Source organism: Salipiger mucosus DSM 16094, from assembly GCF_000442255.1.
GTDB classification, from domain to species: domain Bacteria; phylum Pseudomonadota; class Alphaproteobacteria; order Rhodobacterales; family Rhodobacteraceae; genus Salipiger; species Salipiger mucosus.
Window position 1 is genome coordinate 75,054 of the sequence record NZ_KE557276.1, and the last position, 15,812, is coordinate 90,865.

Sequence of the window (15,812 nt, forward strand, 5' to 3'; positions counted from 1 at the left end):
GTCGGGCGCTCAGATCAGGAAGTCGCCTGCGCTCAGGTCCATCACGCCGCCGAGCTCGATCTCGAAGTCCGCCGCACCGTCGCCGTCGAAGTCGGCCTGCACGATGGTGTTGCCGCCTTCGTGCCGATAGCCGAGCTGGCCGGCGGCGGAGAAGGCGGCATCGCCGATGAAGTCGAAGGCCTGCTTGAAGCCCTGCGTGGTGTCCGCGTCGAAGCGCGACAACTCGATCCGGTCCTCGCCGGCGACGAAATCCGTGATGACGTCGCGGTTGCCCGCGCCGGTGCCCGACTCCTCGGCCTGGAAATAGATGTAGCGGTCGCGTCGGCCCTCGTCCGGGCCGCCCGTCATTACGTCGGCCCCGGTGTTGCCGTAAAGCGCGTCGGCCCCGGTGCCGCCGTCGAGCTGATCGTCGCCCGCGCGACCGTAGAGTCGGTCCGACACGCCGCCGCCCGCGAGATGGTTTGCGCCGCCGTCGCCGCGCAGGTTGTCGGCCCAGTCGCCGCCGGCGATATCCTCGATCCCGGCGTAGGTGTCGCCCTGGGGCTGGCCCACGTCGTAGAAGCGCAGAAAGGCTGCACCGCGCTGGTCGATGCGAAGATCGGCAAAGGCGCGTCCCTCGACATCGGCGAAGTCCAGCAGGTCGCGGCCGGGACCTCCGTCGATCACGTTCGCGCCGCCGCCGCCCGAGAGCGTGTCGTTGCCGTCGTTGCCGGTGAGCGTATCGTCGCCAGCATCCGAGACGAGGCTGTTGGCGCCATCGTCGCCGACCAGGATGCCGTTCCAGTCGCCGATCATGGAGAAGTTCTCGATCCCGTCGACAGTGTCGAGCGCCCCGGCGGGGGCGCCGTCGCGCCCGTGGGTGCCGGCGATTGCGTCGAAGCGCAGGACGTTCAGCGCGAGGCCGGTGAGATCGGTCACGAGCGTGTCGCTGCCGGCGCCGCCGACGTAGGTGTCGAGCCCGCCGCCGAGGTTGATGAACACGTCGTCCCCGTCGAGGCCCAGCATGCTGTCGTTGCCGCCGGTGTCCCGGAACACGTTCGGGCCATCGGTGCCGGTGATTTCGTCGTCGTGGGGCGAATCCCAGACCCCTTCGACGTTTCTGAGGCTGTCGACGAAGCCGAATCCGTCGTGCGCGGTGCCGGCCCCGAGGTCGACCTCGACCCCGGCGGGCGAGGTTTCGTAGCTGACCTCGTCGAGGCCGCCGCGCCCGTCGATGGTGTCGGCGCCGCCGGTTCCGGCGCTGCCGCCGCCGTCGATGACGTCGGGCTGGAAATAGTTGTCGTCCGCGTTGCCGAGCAGCACGTCGGCGAAGGCGCTGCCCGAGAGCCCCTCGATGCCGCGCAGGGTGTCGTTGCCTTCGCCTCCGGTGACGACGCCGCTGTCGAGATCGACGGTGACCGCGGCGCCGGCGCGGCCGTAGTAGACGAAGTCCCAGCCGCCGCGCCCGTCGATGAGGTCGTCGCCGCCTTCGCCGGTGAAGCTGTTGTGCAGGTCGTCGCCGCGCATCACGTCGTCGAACTCCGAGCCGATGAGGCGGAAGATGTCGATCAGCGTGTCGGTGCCGCCGGTGCCATCGGTCGCGACGCCGGTCGCGAGATTCGCCGAGATGCCGGCCACCGCCTCGCGGTAGTCGAGGCGGTCGCGGCCCTCGCCGCCGTTGAAGGTGTCGTCGCCCGCGCTTTCGCGGAACCAGTCGACGCCCGTGCCGCCGAACATGCTGTCATTGCCGGCCCCGCCGTCGAGCGTGTCGCCACCGTCGCCGCCCTCCAGCCTGTCGTTGCCGGCAAGGCCGCGAATCTCGTCGTCGCCGCCGAAGCCGCGGATGACGTCGTTGCCGTTCGTGCCCTCGAGAAATTCGCTGGTGCTGTCGCCTTCGATCAATGCCATGAAAGAATCCCCTGCCGAAAAAATCGACCGCCTGCAACGCGCGCCCGGTCCGAGGGGACGGGCGCGGCAACCGGCCTTCAATCAATGGCGGGAGGTTACCTTGGGTAAGGATTCGGAGCAATTCGTACGATCGCTCGCGCGCGCAGGGACCCTGGCGGTGCCTTGGTGCGTATGATTCGGGAGGTGCTGGAAAGTGGTGCTGCCGGAGAGATTTGAACTCTCGACCTCTCCCTTACCAAGGGAGTGCTCTACCCCTGAGCTACGGCAGCGCCGGGCGCCCTGTTTGGCGTGGCGGGTGATTAGACGCAATCGCGCGGGGGTGCAAGCGCAATCTGGACGCTTTTTTCACCCTGCTTTAAAGAGAGCCCATGGAGCGCAAGACAGGCAACCGTCCCCCGAAGGACAACACCCGCGAGACGCGGCTCAAGGCGGCGCTCAAGACCAACCTCGCGCGCCGCAAGGCACAGGCGAAGGCCCGCGCGCAGGGGGCCGAGGACGCCGCGGACGACCGCGTCACGAGCAGCGAAGAAAAGGACAGCTGAGGCATGGATTCGATCATCGTCACGGGAAACGGCCCGCTCTCCGGGCAGATTCCCATCGCCGGCGCGAAGAACGCCTGCCTTACCCTCATGCCCGCGACGCTGCTCTCGGACGAGCCGCTGACGCTCACGAATGCGCCGCGGCTTTCCGACATCCGCACGATGACCACGCTGCTGCAGTCGCTGGGCGCCGAGGTTCAGGCGCTGCAGGACGGGCAGGTGCTCGCGCTGTCGAGCCACGCGCTGACCAGCACGCGCGCCGATTATGACATCGTGAGAAAGATGCGTGCCTCGATCCTCGTGCTGGGCCCGCTGCTCGCGCGCGAAGGGCATGCCGAGGTCTCGCTGCCGGGCGGCTGCGCGATCGGCGCGCGGCCGGTGGATCTGCACCTGCGCGCGATGGAGGCGCTGGGCGCCGAGATGGAGCTGCGCGATGGCTACGTGCATGCGCGCACGCCGCGCGGCGGGCTGCAGGGCGGCGTGGTCGAGTTCCCGCTGGTCTCGGTCGGGGCGACCGAGAACGCGCTGCTGGCGGCGGTGCTGGCCAAGGGGCCGAGTGTGCTGAAGAACGCCGCGCGCGAGCCCGAGATCGTGGACCTAGTCGAGTGCCTGCGCAAGATGGGCGCGCAGATCAGCGGCGAGGGCACGCACGAGATCGAGGTGCAGGGCGTCGACCGGCTGGGCGGTGCCACGCACCGCGTGGTGACCGACCGGATCGAGCTGGGCACCTACATGCTGGCCCCCGCCGTCTGCGGCGGCGAGGTCGAGTGCCTGGGCGGCCGCATCCACCTGCTGGAGGCCTTCTGCGAACGGCTCGACGCGGCCGGCATCTCGGTCGAGGAAACCGACGCGGGCCTCAAGGTGGCGCGCAAGAACGGGCGCATCCAGGCGGTCGATGTCACGACCGAGCCCTTCCCGGGCTTTCCGACGGACCTGCAGGCGCAGATGATGGCGCTGCTCTGCACCGCCGAGGGGACCAGCGTGCTCGAGGAGAAGATCTTCGAGAATCGATTCATGCACGCGCCCGAACTCATGCGCATGGGGGCGAGCATCGACGTCTCGGGCGGGACCGCCAGGGTCACCGGGGTCGAGAAGCTCAAGGGCGCGCCGGTGATGGCGACCGACCTTCGGGCGAGCGTCTCGCTGATCCTGGCGGGCCTCGCGGCCGAGGGCGAGACGAAGGTCAGCCGCGTCTACCACCTCGACCGCGGATACGAGCACGTCGTGCGCAAGCTCTCGGGCGTGGGCGCGAAGATCGAGAGGGTGCCGGCGGAATGACCGATGACGCGCGATTCGAGGACGCGGGCGGGCGGCCGCTCAACCTGGCGGCCATGGACCCCGAGGACCTGCAGGTGCTTTCGGCGCTGCTGCAGGATTCGGTGCTGACGCTCTCCGACGTGGCCTGGCAGAAGCGGCACCAGCGGCTGGCGCTGCTGGTCAACCGGCTGCGTCGCGAGGACGGCCTGCACGCCGATCCGCCCGAGCGGGTGCGCGCGATGCTGAGCGTCGAGAACGTGGTGCACGTCGCGACGCCAGGGTCTGGACCTGTCGGAACGCGACGACGGTGCTGTCGATCCTCTCCGTGGCCTTCGAGCCCGGCGCCGAGGGCGCCGGCCGTCTGCTCTTTACCCTTGCGGGCGACGGGGTGCTGCGCGCGGACGTCGAGGCGCTGGAACTGCGCCTGCGCGATGTCACGCGCCCCTACGAGGCCATTTCGGGCAAGGCGCCGCGCCACCCGGAATGAGGCGCGCACCGCCGCCTGTCGGGCCTCATTCCGCCTGGATCGACTCGATGTAGTAGGCCAGCGACAGGATGCGCCCGCGCACAACGATCTCGCTCGCGTAGGGGCCGGCTTCACCCATCGCTTCCTTGAAGCGCTGGCCCCAGACCGGCATCGGGTCGCCATGGGGGCGGCCGCCGGTCCGCCCGTCGATGATGTGGATGACGTCGATCAGCGGAAAGACCCCGTCGTTTCTCGCGGCGATCTGCGTCAGGTCGGAAACCTCGACCGTCAGGAACTCGGCCAGCGGTCCGTCGCCCTTGGCCTCCGCGCCGTGGCAGGACGCGCAGGCGTTCATGTACTCCGCCTCGCCCGCGCTCTGGGCCGCGGCAGCCGCGGCCATCCCCATCGCGAACAGGTAGGCTCCGATTCGATGCAGTCTCATGGTCCGTCTCCCTATGCTCCCGGCACGAAGGCATGCCGACAGGGCGATTTTACCCGAGCGCGGCGACGCGTTCCGTGACGGCTGTCATTCGGGCGCCGAGTGATGAGCGGCCTCAACGACTTGAGCGCGCGGCGGCATGGCTCTAAGCAGAGGACCGACAAGGAGACCCGCATGCCCGTCTTTCTCGACACCGCCGAGGCGGATTTCGACATCCAGTTCTCGCAGCTTCTCGCCACCAAGCGCGAGGACAGCCCCGACGTCGACGAAGCCGTCGCCGGGATCATCGCCGACGTCCGCGCGCGCGGCGACGCGGCGCTGATCGACCTGACCGAGCGCTTCGACCGGCTGTCGCTGGCCCCGGACGGGCTGGCCTTCACCCGGGCCGAGATGGACGCGGAAATCGCGAAGGTTCCGGCCGAGGACCGCGCGGCTCTGGAGCGTGCCGCCGAGCGCATCCGCGCCTACCACGTGCGGCAGATGCCCGACGACGCGCAGTGGACCGACCCCGAGGGCGCCACGCTGGGCTGGCGCTGGACGCCTGTGGCGGCGGCAGGGCTCTATGTGCCGGGCGGGCTGGCGAGCTACCCCTCCTCGGTGCTGATGAACGCGATCCCGGCCAAGGTGGCGGGGGTAGAGCGGCTGTGCATCACGGTGCCCACGCCCGACGGCCAGGCGAATCCGCTGGTGCTGCTGGCCGCGCGCATCGCCGGGGTCGACGAGATCTACCGCGTGGGCGGCGCGCAGGCCATCGCGGCGCTGGCCTACGGCACGCAGAGCATCGCGCCCGTCGACAAGATCACCGGGCCGGGCAACGCCTATGTCGCGGCGGCCAAGCGGCGCGTCTTCGGCAAGGTGGGCATCGACATGATCGCGGGCCCCTCCGAGATTCTCGTCATCGCCGATGCCGACAACGACCCCGACTTCATCGCGCTCGACCTGCTGAGCCAGGCCGAGCACGACGAGAGTGCGCAGGCGATCCTCATCACCACGGATGAAGGCTTCGGCAAGGCCGTGACCGAGGCGGTCGAACGCCACCTCGAGACGCTCGACCGCCGCAGCATCGCGGGGGCAAGCTGGCGCGACTTCGGCGCGGTCATCCTCGCGCGCGATCTCGAGGAGGCGGCGCGGCTTTCGGACCGTGTGGCGCCCGAGCACCTCGAACTCTGCGTGGCCGATCCCGATGCGCTGGCCGGGCGCATCCGCCACGCCGGCGCGATCTTCCTCGGGCAGTGGACGCCCGAGGCCATCGGCGACTACGTGGGCGGCCCGAACCACGTGCTGCCCACGGCGCGCTCGGCGCGGTTCTCGTCGGGGCTGTCGGTGCTGGACTTCCTCAAACGCACGACCATGGCGCGGATGTCGCCCGGCGCGCTGCAGGCCATCGGCCCGGCGGCCGAGCGGCTGGCGGCCTCGGAAAGCCTGCAGGCCCACGGGCTGAGCGTCACCGCAAGGCTGCGCAAGCTCAATGGCTAATCGACTGGCGACACGTCTCGGCGCCTTCGCGCCCTTGCTCGCCGGCCTCGGCATGGCGGCGGTGCTCTGGGCCGTGACCGGGGGCGAGGGCGCGGTCGACAACCGCCCGATGCGCGCGGTCTATGCCGGCGCGCTGGGGCTCTTCGGATTCGGCGCGCTGCAGGCGGCGCTGCTGGGCGTCTCGGGCGGCCGGGCGCGAGCGTCGCACAGGATCGGCCTCGTCGGCCAGTTCGCCTGCTTTCTGGGCGCCTACTTCGCGCTTCAGTCATGGGACGGCAGCCCCGGACTGCCGCACGGCCTGGTGGCGGGCGTCGCGGGCGGCGCCGTGCTGGGCCTCGTCGCGATGGTGGCGGCCGGCCGCGCGAAACCCGCCGACGGTGGCGGGCGCTTCGATCTGAGGCGCCCCTTCAGTGGGCGCCGCCTCGGCCCGCTGCTCTACGCGGGTGTGCCGCCGCTGGCGCTGCTGCTGGTGATCGGCATGATGGCCGATGCCGGCGAGGAGGGCCTGTCGGAGGGCTACATCCTGTTCCAGCTGGTGTTCATGCCCTTCCTCGTGCGCCTCTACCCGCCGATGCCGGGCACCGCCGCCGGCCGCGCGACCTTTGCCGCGCAGCTTGCCGGGCTGGCGCTGATGCTGGCGGGGCTCGTTCTGCGATGAACCGGCCGGGCGCCGGCCGCATTGCGGCGCGCCCGCGCACGCGCTAAGCCTTTCGCATCCGGTGAAGGACCAGTGCCCATGAGCCACATCGCGCATATCGAGTTGGACGACGCGAATCTCCCGCCGCCCACGCCGGAGATCGAGCAGGAGCGCCGCGTCGCCATGTTCGATCTCATGGAAGACAACAGCTTTTCGCTGCCCGCCCGCGACGGGCGCGAGGTGCTGCCCGGGCCCTACAAGCTGGGGCTGTCGATCCGCGAGCGCCGGCTTGTCTTCGACGTCGCCACCGAGGGCGACGAGAAGGCCGCGGAATTCCACCTCTCGCTGTCGCCCTTCCGGCAGGTGGTCAAGGACTACTTCCAGATCTGCAAGAGCTACTTCGACGCGGTCAAGACCGCCGCACCCAGCCAGATCGAGACCATCGACATGGCCCGCCGAGGCATCCACAACGAGGGCGCGCGCATCCTGCGCGAGCGCCTGGAGGGCAAGGCCGAGGTCGACGACGACACCGCGCGCCGGCTCTTCACCCTCATCTGCGTGCTGCACTACGGGTCCTGACGTGGCGTCTCTGCCGCAATCGGTGCTCTTCTGCTGCGACCACAACGCCGTGCGGTCGCCCATGGCCGAGGGCATCATGAAGAAGCTCTACGGCACGGACGCCTACGTCCAGTCGGTGGGCGTGGTGAACGACCTCGAGATCGACGGCTTCGCCATCTCGGTCTGCCGCGAGATCGGGGTCGAGCTCGACCGCCACCGCTCGCGCAGCTTCGAGGAGCTCGAGGAGATGGGCGAGGCGCTCTCGGGGTTCGACCTGATCGTCGCGATGTCGCCGGCCTCGCAGCGCGCGGCGCTGGACCTGACGCGATTCTACCACCTCAAGGTGGAATACTGGCCGGTGATGGACCCGACGGGCCTCGGCGAGACCCGCGAGGCCAAGCTCGAGGCCTATCGCCAGACGCGGGACCAGATCCGCGAACGGCTCGAAGAGAAATGGGGAACGCCATGAGCACCACCGACCTGATCGCCCGCTATTTCGCGGCCTTCAACGCCAAGGACACCGCCGCGATGCTGGACTGCCTTGCCGAGGACGTGGCGCATCACGTCAACGAGGGGCAGATCCGCCGCGGCAAGGAGGCCTTCGCCGCCTTCTGCGATCACATGGCGCGCTGCTACGACGAGCGGCTGACCGACATGGTGGTCTTCGAGGCCGAGCACGGCACGCGCGCCGCCGCCGAATACGTGGTCAACGGCACCTACCTGCAGACCGACGAGGGCCTGCCCGAGGCGCAGGGCCAGACCTACCGCCTGCCGGCGGGATCGTTCTTTACCGTCGAGAACGGCAAGATCGCCCGCGTGGTGACCTACTACAACCTCGCCGACTGGACGGCGCAGGTCTCCTGATGCGGGTCGAGGTGCTGACGGGGCCCGCGCTGGACGCGGCGCTCGACGAGGTGGCGCGCCTGCGCATCACGGTCTTCCGCGACTTTCCCTACCTCTACGACGGCGATGTCGCCTACGAACGCGACTACCTGCAGACCTACCGCGAGAGCCCCGGCGCGGTGCTGGTGGGCGCCTTCGACGGGGACCGGCTGGTGGGCGCGGCTACGGGCACGCCGATGGAGGACCACGCCGAGGATTTCGCCGCCGCCTTCGAGGGCACGGGGATGCCGCTCGAGGAGATCTTCTACTGCGCCGAATCCGTGCTGCTGCCCGGCTATCGCGGCCGGGGCATCGGCCACCGTTTCTTCGACCTGCGCGAGGACCATGCCCGCGCCATGGGCCGCAGGATCAGCGCCTTCTGCGGCGTGCTGCGCCCCGCCGAACACCCGCTGCGGCCGGCGGATCATGCCCCGCTCGACCCCTTCTGGCGCAAGCGCGGCTATGCGCCGCTGCCCGGCGTCACCGCCACCTTCCGCTGGAAGGACGTGGACCAGCCCGCCGAGACCGACCACGAGCTGCAATTCTGGAGCCGCCCTCTCTAGCCCGCCCCGTCCTTCATCTTTCCGCCAAATACGCCGGGTGAATGCCGCGCGCAGCGCGGCAGAGGGCAGAGCCCTCAAACCCCGCCAGAACAGAAGGCCCCCCTCATGAAGATCGCCACCGCCGCCTACCCGATGGACTTCCTCGAGGGCTGGGAGGCCTATGCCGACAAGATCGCGGCCTGGGTGGCCGAGGCGGCGGGCGAGGGCGCCGACCTGCTGGTCTTTCCCGAGTATGGCGCGATGGAGCTGGCGACGCTCGCGGGCCGCGAGGTGGCGCTCGATCTCGAGGCCTCGCTGCACGCGGTCTCCGAGCGGATCCCCGCGGCCGACGCGCTGCACGCCGAACTGGCCGCGCGTCACGACGTCCACATCCTCGCGGCTTCGGCGCCGGTCTTCGATCCGGAGATCGGGCCGCGCCCGGTGAACCGCGCGCGTGTCTTCACGCCCGGGGGCGCCGTGGGCGTGCAGGACAAGCAGATCATGACCCGCTTCGAGCGCGAGGACTGGGGCGTCGTGCCGGGCGGGCCGCTCAGCCTCTTCGACACGGCGCTGGGCCGGATCGGCATCCTGATCTGCTACGACAGCGAGTACCCGCTGCTGGCCCGCGCGCTGAGCGAGGCCGAGCTGATCCTCGTGCCCTCGACCACCGAGGCGCTGGCGGGCTACTGGCGGGTGCGCATCGGCGCGATGGCGCGGGCGCTGGAACAGCAGTGCGTGACGGTCATGGCCTCGACCGTGGGCGATTGCGACTGGTCCGAGTCGGTCGACACGAGCCGCGGGGCAGGGGGCGTCTTCGGCCCGCCGGACAAGGGCTTTCCTTCGACGGGCGTGCTGGCCGAGGGGGCGCTGGACGTGCCCGGCTGGACCTATGCCGAGCTCGACCTTGACGCCGTGGCGCGGGTTCGCGAGGATGGCGTCGTGCTCAACCGCACCCACTGGGACGAGCAGGCCGGGCGTGACCGCCCTGCCATCTTGCGGGACCTCAGGTGATATGAACCCTTGAAAATCGTTCGCAATGGGCGCATATGATCGGCGTTCCGCGACAGAGCGGATCCGCACAGCAAGGAGACACCATGGCCAAGGAAGACACTCTCGAATTCCCCGGCGTCGTGAAGGAACTCCTGCCCAACGCGACTTTCCGGGTCGAGCTCGAGAACGGCCATGAAATCATCGCGCACACGGCAGGCAAGATGCGCAAGAACCGCATCCGCGTTCTGGCCGGCGACAAGGTCCAGGTCGAAATGACCCCCTACGATCTGACCAAGGGTCGGATCAACTACCGCTTCAAGTAATCGTGCGCGACGGGCTGACCGGCGAAGGCCCGGCGCCGCGACTGATTCTCGGCTCGGGCAGTCCGCGCCGACGCGACCTGCTTGCGCAGCTCGGCGTCGAGGCGCATGACGTCCGTCCTCCCGACATCGACGAGGATCCGCGCGACGGCGAACTGCCGCGGCCCTACTGCGTGCGCATCGCGCGGGAGAAGGCCGAGGCGATCGAGGCCGGCGCGGACGAGATCGTGCTCTCGGCCGATACGACCGTCGCCATGGGCCGCCGCATTCTCGGCAAGCCCGCCGATGCGGGCGAGGCGGCCGAGTTCCTGACAAAGCTTTCCGGGCGGCGCCACCGCGTCATCACCGCCGTCGCCGTGCGGCGCGGCGACAAGGTCTGGGAGCGCGACGTGGTCACGCAGGTGAAGATGAAACCGCTCTCGAACGAGGAGCTGAACGCCTATCTCGCCAGCGAGGATTGGCGCGGGAAGGCGGGCGGCTACGGCATCCAGGGACCCGCGGGGGCCTTCATCCCGTGGATCAACGGCTCCTTCACGGCCGTCGTCGGACTGCCGCTGGCCGAGACGGCCGGGCTGCTGCAGGCGGCGGGATACCCGCTCTACGGGACCGTGGCATGAAGGGACGGACCATCGCGCTCGACACCCTGGACGGGGCCGAGGCCGCCGCGCTGATCGTGGACGGGCAGCTGCACGATCTGCTGATCGACACCGACCGGCCGCGCCCGGGCACCATCTATCGCGGCATCGCCGAGCGCCCGATGAAGGGGCAGGGCGGCATGTTCCTGCGCACGCCGGACGGCAAGGCCTTCCTGCGGCAGGTCAAGGGCCTGAGCCCCGGCGAGCCTCTGCTGGTGCAGGTCACGGGCTTTGCCGAGCCCGGCAAGGCGATCCCGGTCACGACCCGGCTGCTGTTCAAGTCACGCTATGCCATCGTCACGCCCGGCGCGCCGGGGCTGAACGTCTCGCGCCAGATCAAGGACGACGACACGCGCGACGCGCTGCTCGGCATCGCGCACGAGGTCATGGAGGGGGATCACGGGGCTCATCCTGCGCTCCTCCTGCGCGGGGGCGGACGAGGACGACATCGCCGCCGACATCGTGGCGACCTGCCGGATCTGCGAACAGGTGCTGGCCGATGCCTCGGGCGAGGCCGAGGTGCTGGTCGAGGGCGACGGGGCGCAGGCGCTGGCCTGGCGCGAATGGGACGCGCCGGACGTCGATGCCGATCCGGGGGCCTTCGAGCGCCACGGCGTGCACGAGATGATCGACGCCCTGCGCCGCCCGCTGGTGCCGCTGCCGGGCGGCGGGTCGATGTGCATCGAGCCCACGCGCGCGCTGGTGGCGGTCGACGTGAACACCGGCGGCGACACCTCGCCGGCGGCAGGGCTGAAGGCCAACATGGCCGCGCTGCGCGAACTGCCGCGCCAGCTGCGGCTGCGGGGCCTCGGCGGGCAGGTGATCGTCGATCCCGCGCCCGCGCCCAAGAAGGACCGCAAGCAGATGGAACAGGTCCTGCGCGCCGCGCTGCGCCAGGACGAGATGGAAACGGTGCTCGCCGGCTGGACGCAGCTGGGGCTCATGGAGCTGCAGCGCAAGCGCGAGCGGGTGCCCCTGCACGAGGTGCTGGGATGAGCTGCCCGATCTGCGGCAACGAGACCGCGAAGACCTATCGCCCCTTCTGCTCGCGGCGCTGCGCGGATCTGGACCTCGCGAAGTGGCTCAAGGGCGACTACGCGGTGCCCTCGCGCGATCCGCAGGACATCGAGGAGGCCTTCGAGGCCGCCGAACGGGCCGCCCTGCGCGGCGATGACGACCAGACAAAGCATTGAGCATGATCACCCCCGAGCTTCTGACCGAGATCCGCGGGCGCTTTGCCCATGTCGAGGAATGCCCCTTCACCGGGCCGCGCGTGTTCTTCGAGAACGCCGGGGGCGCGCTGACGCTGAAGTCCGTGGTCGAGACCTCGGCGCGCTTCGCCGCGATTCCCGACAACCAGGGCCGGGCCAACGCGGCCTCCGGCGCGCTGATGGAGATCATCTCCAAGGCCAAGGAGGACGCGCGCGCCTTCCTCGGCGCCTCGGGCGGGGCGGTCTTCGTGGGCGAGAGCGGCACCGAGCTGCTGTTCCGGCTGATCGCCGATGCCTGCCTGGGCACGGGGCCGGGCAAGGTGCTGGGCTCGACGGTGGAACACCCCGCCTCGCGCAGCGCCTGCGCGCGCTGGGCCGAGGTCGCGGGCAAGGACTATGTCCAGGTGCCGCACGACGACGCCACGGGGCGGGTCACGGCCGAGGCCTATGCCGAACATGTCACGCCCGACGTGAAGGTGGCGACGATCCTGCACACCTCGCCGGTGACGGGCATGGCGATGGACGTGCCGGCCATCGCCGCGGCGATCCGTGCGGTGGCGCCCGAGGCGATCATCGTGGTCGACGGCATCCAGCACGCCTGCCACGGCGGGATCGACATCGAGGCCTGCGGCATCGACGGCTACGTCATCTCGCCCTACAAGGTCTTCTCGCGCCACGGCTACGGGCTGGCCTGGGCCTCGGATAGGCTGACGGCGCTGCCGCACGATGCGCTCAAGGGCGGCCCGGCGGGCAGCTGGGAGCTGGGCACGCGAGACACGGGCGCCTACGCGACCTTTTCGGACGTGGTGGAATATTTCGAGTGGCTGGGAGCGCAGGTCTCGGAAGCGCCCGACCCGCGCGGGCGGATCGAGGCTGCGGGCCGCGCGATCCACGATCACGAGACACGCCTGACCGACGCGATGCTGCACGGCACCGGCAACCTCGCGGGCCTCGCCGAGATGCCGGGGGTCGAGGTCGTGGGCGGCGTCGAGAACCCGGCGCGCGAGGGGCTGGTGAGCTTCTGGGCCAAGGGGCGGCCCTCGCCCGAGGTCGTGAGCGCGCTGGAGGGGCACGGCATCCGCGTGCACACGCGCAAGGCGGATCATTACTCGGGCAACATCCTCGATCCGCTGGGGCAGGCGGACTGCGTGCGCGTGTCGCTGGCCCACTACAACACCGAGGCCGAGGTGGCGGCATTCCTGGGCGCGATGAAGGAGATCCTCGCGGCCTGAGGTTGCGCCGCGGCTGCGCCGCGTCGCCCGGGGGCGCGCACCTGCGGTGCGCGCAGAGGGGCCAGCCCCTCTGCCGCCTGCGGCGGCATTCACCCCGGCGTATTTGGACCAAGAAGAAGGTGCGCGGGCCGCGCCCGCTTGCGGCGGGGGCGCGTTTGGCCGACACTTGGGGTATCCCGAGGGCAGGAGTGCTGTGCATGTCGCCGGAATCAGGCCATTTTCCCATGATCCGCACCGTCGGCACCGACGGCATGCTGGTGAGCTTCGGCGACCGGCTGTCGGAGGCGGCGAACCGGGCCGCGCTGGCCTTTCGCGCGGCGGTGGAGCGCGCGGGCTGGTCGGGGGTCGAGGAGACCTCGTCGTCGCTGGTTTCGGCCTACCTGCGGTTCGATCCGCTGGGGCTGTCGCATGCCGACCTGACGGCGCGACTGCAGGACTTGATCGCGGATCGCGACTGGCTGGAGGCGCCGCTGCCCGAGGGGCGGCGGCTGCACCGGATCCCGACCTGCTACGGCGGCGAGAGCGGGCCTCAGCTGGCCGAGGCGGCTGAGGCGGCCGGGATGAGTGAAGCGGAGGCCGTCGAGTCGCTCTCTGGCGCGCGGGTGCGGGTGACGGCGCTGGGCTTCGCGCCCGGCCAGCCCTACCTGGGCGAGTTGCCGGAGGCCTGGGACATCCCGCGCCAGCAGGACCTGACGCCGCAGGTGCCGAAGGGGGCGCTGGTGCTGGCGATCCGGCAGTTCGTGATCTTTTCCGTCACCGCGCCGACGGGCTGGCGCCAGGTGGGCCAGACGGCGGCGCCGCTCTTTCGCATGGGCGACGAGCGGCCTTTCCTTCTGGCGCCGGGGGACGAGGTGATCTTTCCGGCCGTTTCGGAGGCCGAGTTCGCGAACATGCGCGCGGAGGCCGCGGGCGGCGCGAGCTGGGAGGCGCTGTCATGAGCGCTGCACTGATCGTCCGCGAGGCAGGCCCGCAGCTGACGCTGCAGGACATGGGCCGGCCTGGCTGGATCGCCTACGGGCTGTCGCGCGGCGGGGCCATGGACCGGCTCGCGCTGGCCGAGGGGGCGGCGCTGCTGGGGCAGCCCCTTGGCACGGCGCTGGAGATGGGGGGCCTGGGCGGCGCCTTCGAGGCGACCGAGGCGATGCGCGTCGCGCTGACCGGGGCGCCGATGCGCGCGAGCATCGACGGCACGCCGGTCGAGTGGCATGCGGCGCATCTGTTGCCGGCGGGCGCGGTGCTGGAGATCGGGCCGGTGACCGCCGGGGCCTGGGGCTACCTGAGCCTGGGCGGCGGCTTTGACGAGCCCGAAGTTCTGGGCGCGCAGTCGGCGCATCTGACGGCCAACCTCGGGGCGCGCATCGTGGCGGGTGCGCGGCTCGCGGTGGGGCCGGACCGGGGCGGCGAGACAGGCCGGCGCATCAGGGCCGAGGACCGGTTTTCCGGCGGCACGCTGCGGGTGGTCGAGAGCCTGCAGACGCATCTGTTCCCCGAGGAGCAGCGCGCGCGCTTCGGGCAGGAGGGCTTCACCCGCGACCAGCGCGCCAACCGGATGGGCGTGAAGGTGGTGCCCGATGGCGCGGGTTATGGCGTCGAGGGCGGGCTTTCGGTGGTCTCGGAGGTCATCAGCCCGGGGGACATCCAGATCACCGGCGACGGGGCGCCCTTCGTGCTGATGGCGGAATGCCAGACCACAGGCGGCTACCCGCGGCTGGCGACGGTGATACCCGCCGACCTGCCGCGCGTGGCGCAGGCGCCGGCGGGGGCGAAGCTGGGCTTTCGCTTCGTCACGCTCGAGGAGGCGCTGGAGGCGGAGGCCGCACGCCGTCGGGCGCTGAAGGAGCTGCCGCGCCGCGTCGAGGCGCTGGTGCGCGATCCTGCCGACGTGCCGGATCTTCTGAGCCACAAGCTCGTCAGCGGCTTTTCCAGCGGCGAGCACCACGACCACTGAGGGAGAGAGCGAGATGACGAGCGTCGATCTGAACGCGGACATGGGCGAAAGCTACGGCCCCTGGGTGATGGGGCAGGACGCGGCGCTGCTCGAGGTCATCACCTCGGCCAATATTGCCTGCGGCTTCCACGCCGGCGACTGGGACGTGATGGCCGCGACCATGCGCACGGCGGTCTCGCGCGGCACCGGGATCGGCGCGCATCCCGGCTTTCCCGACATGCAGGGGTTCGGCCGGCGGCGCATGCATGTGCCGCCCGACAGCCTGCGCAACCTCGTGGCCTACCAGCTGGGCGCGGCGCGTGCGCTGGCGCAGACGGCAGGGGGCGAGGTGCGTCACCTCAAGCTGCACGGCGCGCTGGCCAACATGTGCGCCGAGGACGCGGCGCTGGCGCGCGCGGCCTACGAGGGGGCGCTCTCGGTCGATCCGGAGATCATCGTCATGGTGCTGGCCGCCACCGCGCAGCAGGAGGCCGTCGAGGCGCTGGGCTGCCGCTGGGCCGGCGAGATATTCGCTGACCGCGCCTACAACGATGACGCGACGCTGGTGGACCGCAGCCAGCCGGGGGCGGTGATCCATGACCCCGAGCAGGCTGCGCGGCGCATGGTCGAGATGGTGCAGGCGGGTGCGATCGTCACCGAGAGCGGCAAGCGCATCCCGGCGGCGGTCGACACGATCTGCCTGCATGGCGACGGCAAGACCGCGCTCGAGATCGCGCGCAGCGTGCGCGGCGCGCTGGAGGGCGCGGGCGTCACGCTCGAGGTCTTCTCGGGGCGCACCGGCGCGGTCTGAGCG

19 protein-coding genes, 1 tRNA gene and 2 pseudogenes are annotated in these 15,812 nt (G+C 70.7%); 19 read left to right on the top strand and 3 right to left on the bottom strand.

Annotation, left to right across the window (positions count from 1 at the left end; all coding sequences use genetic code 11):
* Positions 1-9: 9 nt before the first annotated feature.
* Together SALMUC_RS12290 and SALMUC_RS12295 are read right to left on the bottom strand one after the other, a co-directional pair.
* The gene (locus tag SALMUC_RS12290; RefSeq protein WP_021120314.1) at positions 10-1,887 is read right to left on the bottom strand and encodes a calcium-binding protein; all 1,878 of its coding nucleotides are present in this window, start codon (positions 1,885-1,887) and stop codon (positions 10-12) included.
* Between the two features lie 194 nt (positions 1,888-2,081).
* Positions 2,082-2,156: transfer RNA gene (locus SALMUC_RS12295), tRNA-Thr, on the bottom strand.
* Between the two features lie 99 nt (positions 2,157-2,255).
* Here SALMUC_RS12295 and SALMUC_RS30460 point away from each other — a divergent pair.
* The 4 genes and pseudogenes from SALMUC_RS30460 (at position 2,256) to SALMUC_RS31815 (ending at position 4,170) form a co-directional block, all read left to right on the top strand.
* Positions 2,256-2,429, top strand: a complete 174-nt coding sequence (locus SALMUC_RS30460) for a hypothetical protein (RefSeq protein WP_020039769.1) — start codon at positions 2,256-2,258, stop codon at positions 2,427-2,429.
* A gap of 3 nt (positions 2,430-2,432) precedes the next feature.
* Positions 2,433-3,704 (top strand): UDP-N-acetylglucosamine 1-carboxyvinyltransferase, encoded by a 1,272-nt coding sequence (gene murA / locus SALMUC_RS12300; RefSeq protein WP_020039768.1) that lies wholly within the window; start codon positions 2,433-2,435, stop codon positions 3,702-3,704.
* 53 nt (positions 3,705-3,757) lie between these two features.
* A pseudogene (locus tag SALMUC_RS31810) lies at positions 3,758-3,898 on the top strand (DUF2948 family protein); the annotation flags it as partial.
* Positions 3,899-3,990: 92 nt separating this feature from the next.
* Entirely contained in the window at positions 3,991-4,170 is a 180-nt protein-coding gene (locus SALMUC_RS31815) for a DUF2948 family protein (RefSeq protein ID WP_021120315.1), read from the top strand.
* A gap of 25 nt (positions 4,171-4,195) precedes the next feature.
* Here the strand turns inward: SALMUC_RS31815 and SALMUC_RS12310 are convergent, their stop codons facing one another.
* Entirely contained in the window at positions 4,196-4,591 is a 396-nt protein-coding gene (locus SALMUC_RS12310) for a c-type cytochrome (RefSeq protein ID WP_020039766.1), read from the bottom strand.
* Positions 4,592-4,762: 171 nt separating this feature from the next.
* On the opposite strand from SALMUC_RS12310, the gene hisD reads away from it, so the two are divergent.
* The 15 genes and pseudogenes from hisD (at position 4,763) to SALMUC_RS12385 (ending at position 15,809) form a co-directional block, all read left to right on the top strand.
* Complete coding sequence (gene hisD / locus SALMUC_RS12315) at positions 4,763-6,064, top strand: histidinol dehydrogenase (RefSeq protein WP_020039765.1); 1,302 nt, start codon at positions 4,763-4,765, stop codon at positions 6,062-6,064.
* Positions 6,057-6,722 carry a hypothetical protein gene (locus SALMUC_RS12320; protein WP_020039764.1) on the top strand — a complete coding sequence of 222 codons (666 nt, stop codon included), beginning with the start codon at positions 6,057-6,059 and terminating at the stop codon, positions 6,720-6,722. Before hisD ends, SALMUC_RS12320 begins: the two co-directional genes overlap by 8 nt.
* Before the next feature lie 78 nt (positions 6,723-6,800).
* Complete coding sequence (locus SALMUC_RS12325) at positions 6,801-7,280, top strand: UPF0262 family protein (protein WP_020039763.1); 480 nt, start codon at positions 6,801-6,803, stop codon at positions 7,278-7,280.
* Position 7,281: 1 nt separating this feature from the next.
* Positions 7,282-7,728: an arsenate-mycothiol transferase ArsC gene (locus SALMUC_RS12330; protein WP_020039762.1), complete on the top strand. Its 447-nt coding sequence runs from the start codon at positions 7,282-7,284 to the stop codon at positions 7,726-7,728.
* A complete protein-coding gene (locus SALMUC_RS12335) occupies positions 7,725-8,123 on the top strand; it encodes a ketosteroid isomerase-related protein (RefSeq protein WP_021120318.1) in 399 nt (132 codons plus the stop codon). Before SALMUC_RS12330 ends, SALMUC_RS12335 begins: the two co-directional genes overlap by 4 nt.
* Positions 8,123-8,704: a GNAT family N-acetyltransferase gene (locus SALMUC_RS12340; protein WP_020039760.1), complete on the top strand. Its 582-nt coding sequence runs from the start codon at positions 8,123-8,125 to the stop codon at positions 8,702-8,704. The genes SALMUC_RS12335 and SALMUC_RS12340 overlap by 1 nt, the downstream gene beginning before the upstream one ends.
* Positions 8,705-8,809: 105 nt before the next feature.
* Positions 8,810-9,694 carry a carbon-nitrogen hydrolase family protein gene (locus tag SALMUC_RS12345; RefSeq protein WP_020039759.1) on the top strand — a complete coding sequence of 295 codons (885 nt, stop codon included), beginning with the start codon at positions 8,810-8,812 and terminating at the stop codon, positions 9,692-9,694.
* 83 nt (positions 9,695-9,777) lie between these two features.
* Complete coding sequence (gene infA / locus SALMUC_RS12350) at positions 9,778-9,996, top strand: translation initiation factor IF-1 (RefSeq protein WP_005978431.1); 219 nt, start codon at positions 9,778-9,780, stop codon at positions 9,994-9,996.
* Between the two features lie 2 nt (positions 9,997-9,998).
* Entirely contained in the window at positions 9,999-10,610 is a 612-nt protein-coding gene (locus SALMUC_RS12355) for a Maf family protein (protein WP_020039758.1), read from the top strand.
* Positions 10,607-11,624, top strand: a pseudogene (locus SALMUC_RS12360) (ribonuclease E/G). The gene SALMUC_RS12355 and the pseudogene SALMUC_RS12360 overlap by 4 nt, the downstream one beginning before the upstream one ends.
* Positions 11,621-11,821 carry a DNA gyrase inhibitor YacG gene (locus tag SALMUC_RS12365; RefSeq protein WP_020039756.1) on the top strand — a complete coding sequence of 67 codons (201 nt, stop codon included), beginning with the start codon at positions 11,621-11,623 and terminating at the stop codon, positions 11,819-11,821. Before SALMUC_RS12360 ends, SALMUC_RS12365 begins: the two are co-directional and overlap by 4 nt.
* 2 nt (positions 11,822-11,823) lie before the next feature.
* The gene (locus tag SALMUC_RS12370) at positions 11,824-13,071 is read left to right on the top strand and encodes an aminotransferase class V-fold PLP-dependent enzyme (protein WP_020039755.1); all 1,248 of its coding nucleotides are present in this window, start codon (positions 11,824-11,826) and stop codon (positions 13,069-13,071) included.
* Between the two features lie 197 nt (positions 13,072-13,268).
* Complete coding sequence (locus SALMUC_RS12375) at positions 13,269-14,009, top strand: 5-oxoprolinase subunit B family protein (protein WP_020039754.1); 741 nt, start codon at positions 13,269-13,271, stop codon at positions 14,007-14,009.
* Positions 14,006-15,019 (top strand): 5-oxoprolinase subunit C family protein, encoded by a 1,014-nt coding sequence (locus SALMUC_RS12380; protein ID WP_020039753.1) that lies wholly within the window; start codon positions 14,006-14,008, stop codon positions 15,017-15,019. The genes SALMUC_RS12375 and SALMUC_RS12380 overlap by 4 nt, the downstream gene beginning before the upstream one ends.
* 13 nt (positions 15,020-15,032) lie before the next feature.
* Entirely contained in the window at positions 15,033-15,809 is a 777-nt protein-coding gene (locus tag SALMUC_RS12385) for a LamB/YcsF family protein (protein WP_020039752.1), read from the top strand.
* Positions 15,810-15,812 lie beyond the last annotated feature (3 nt).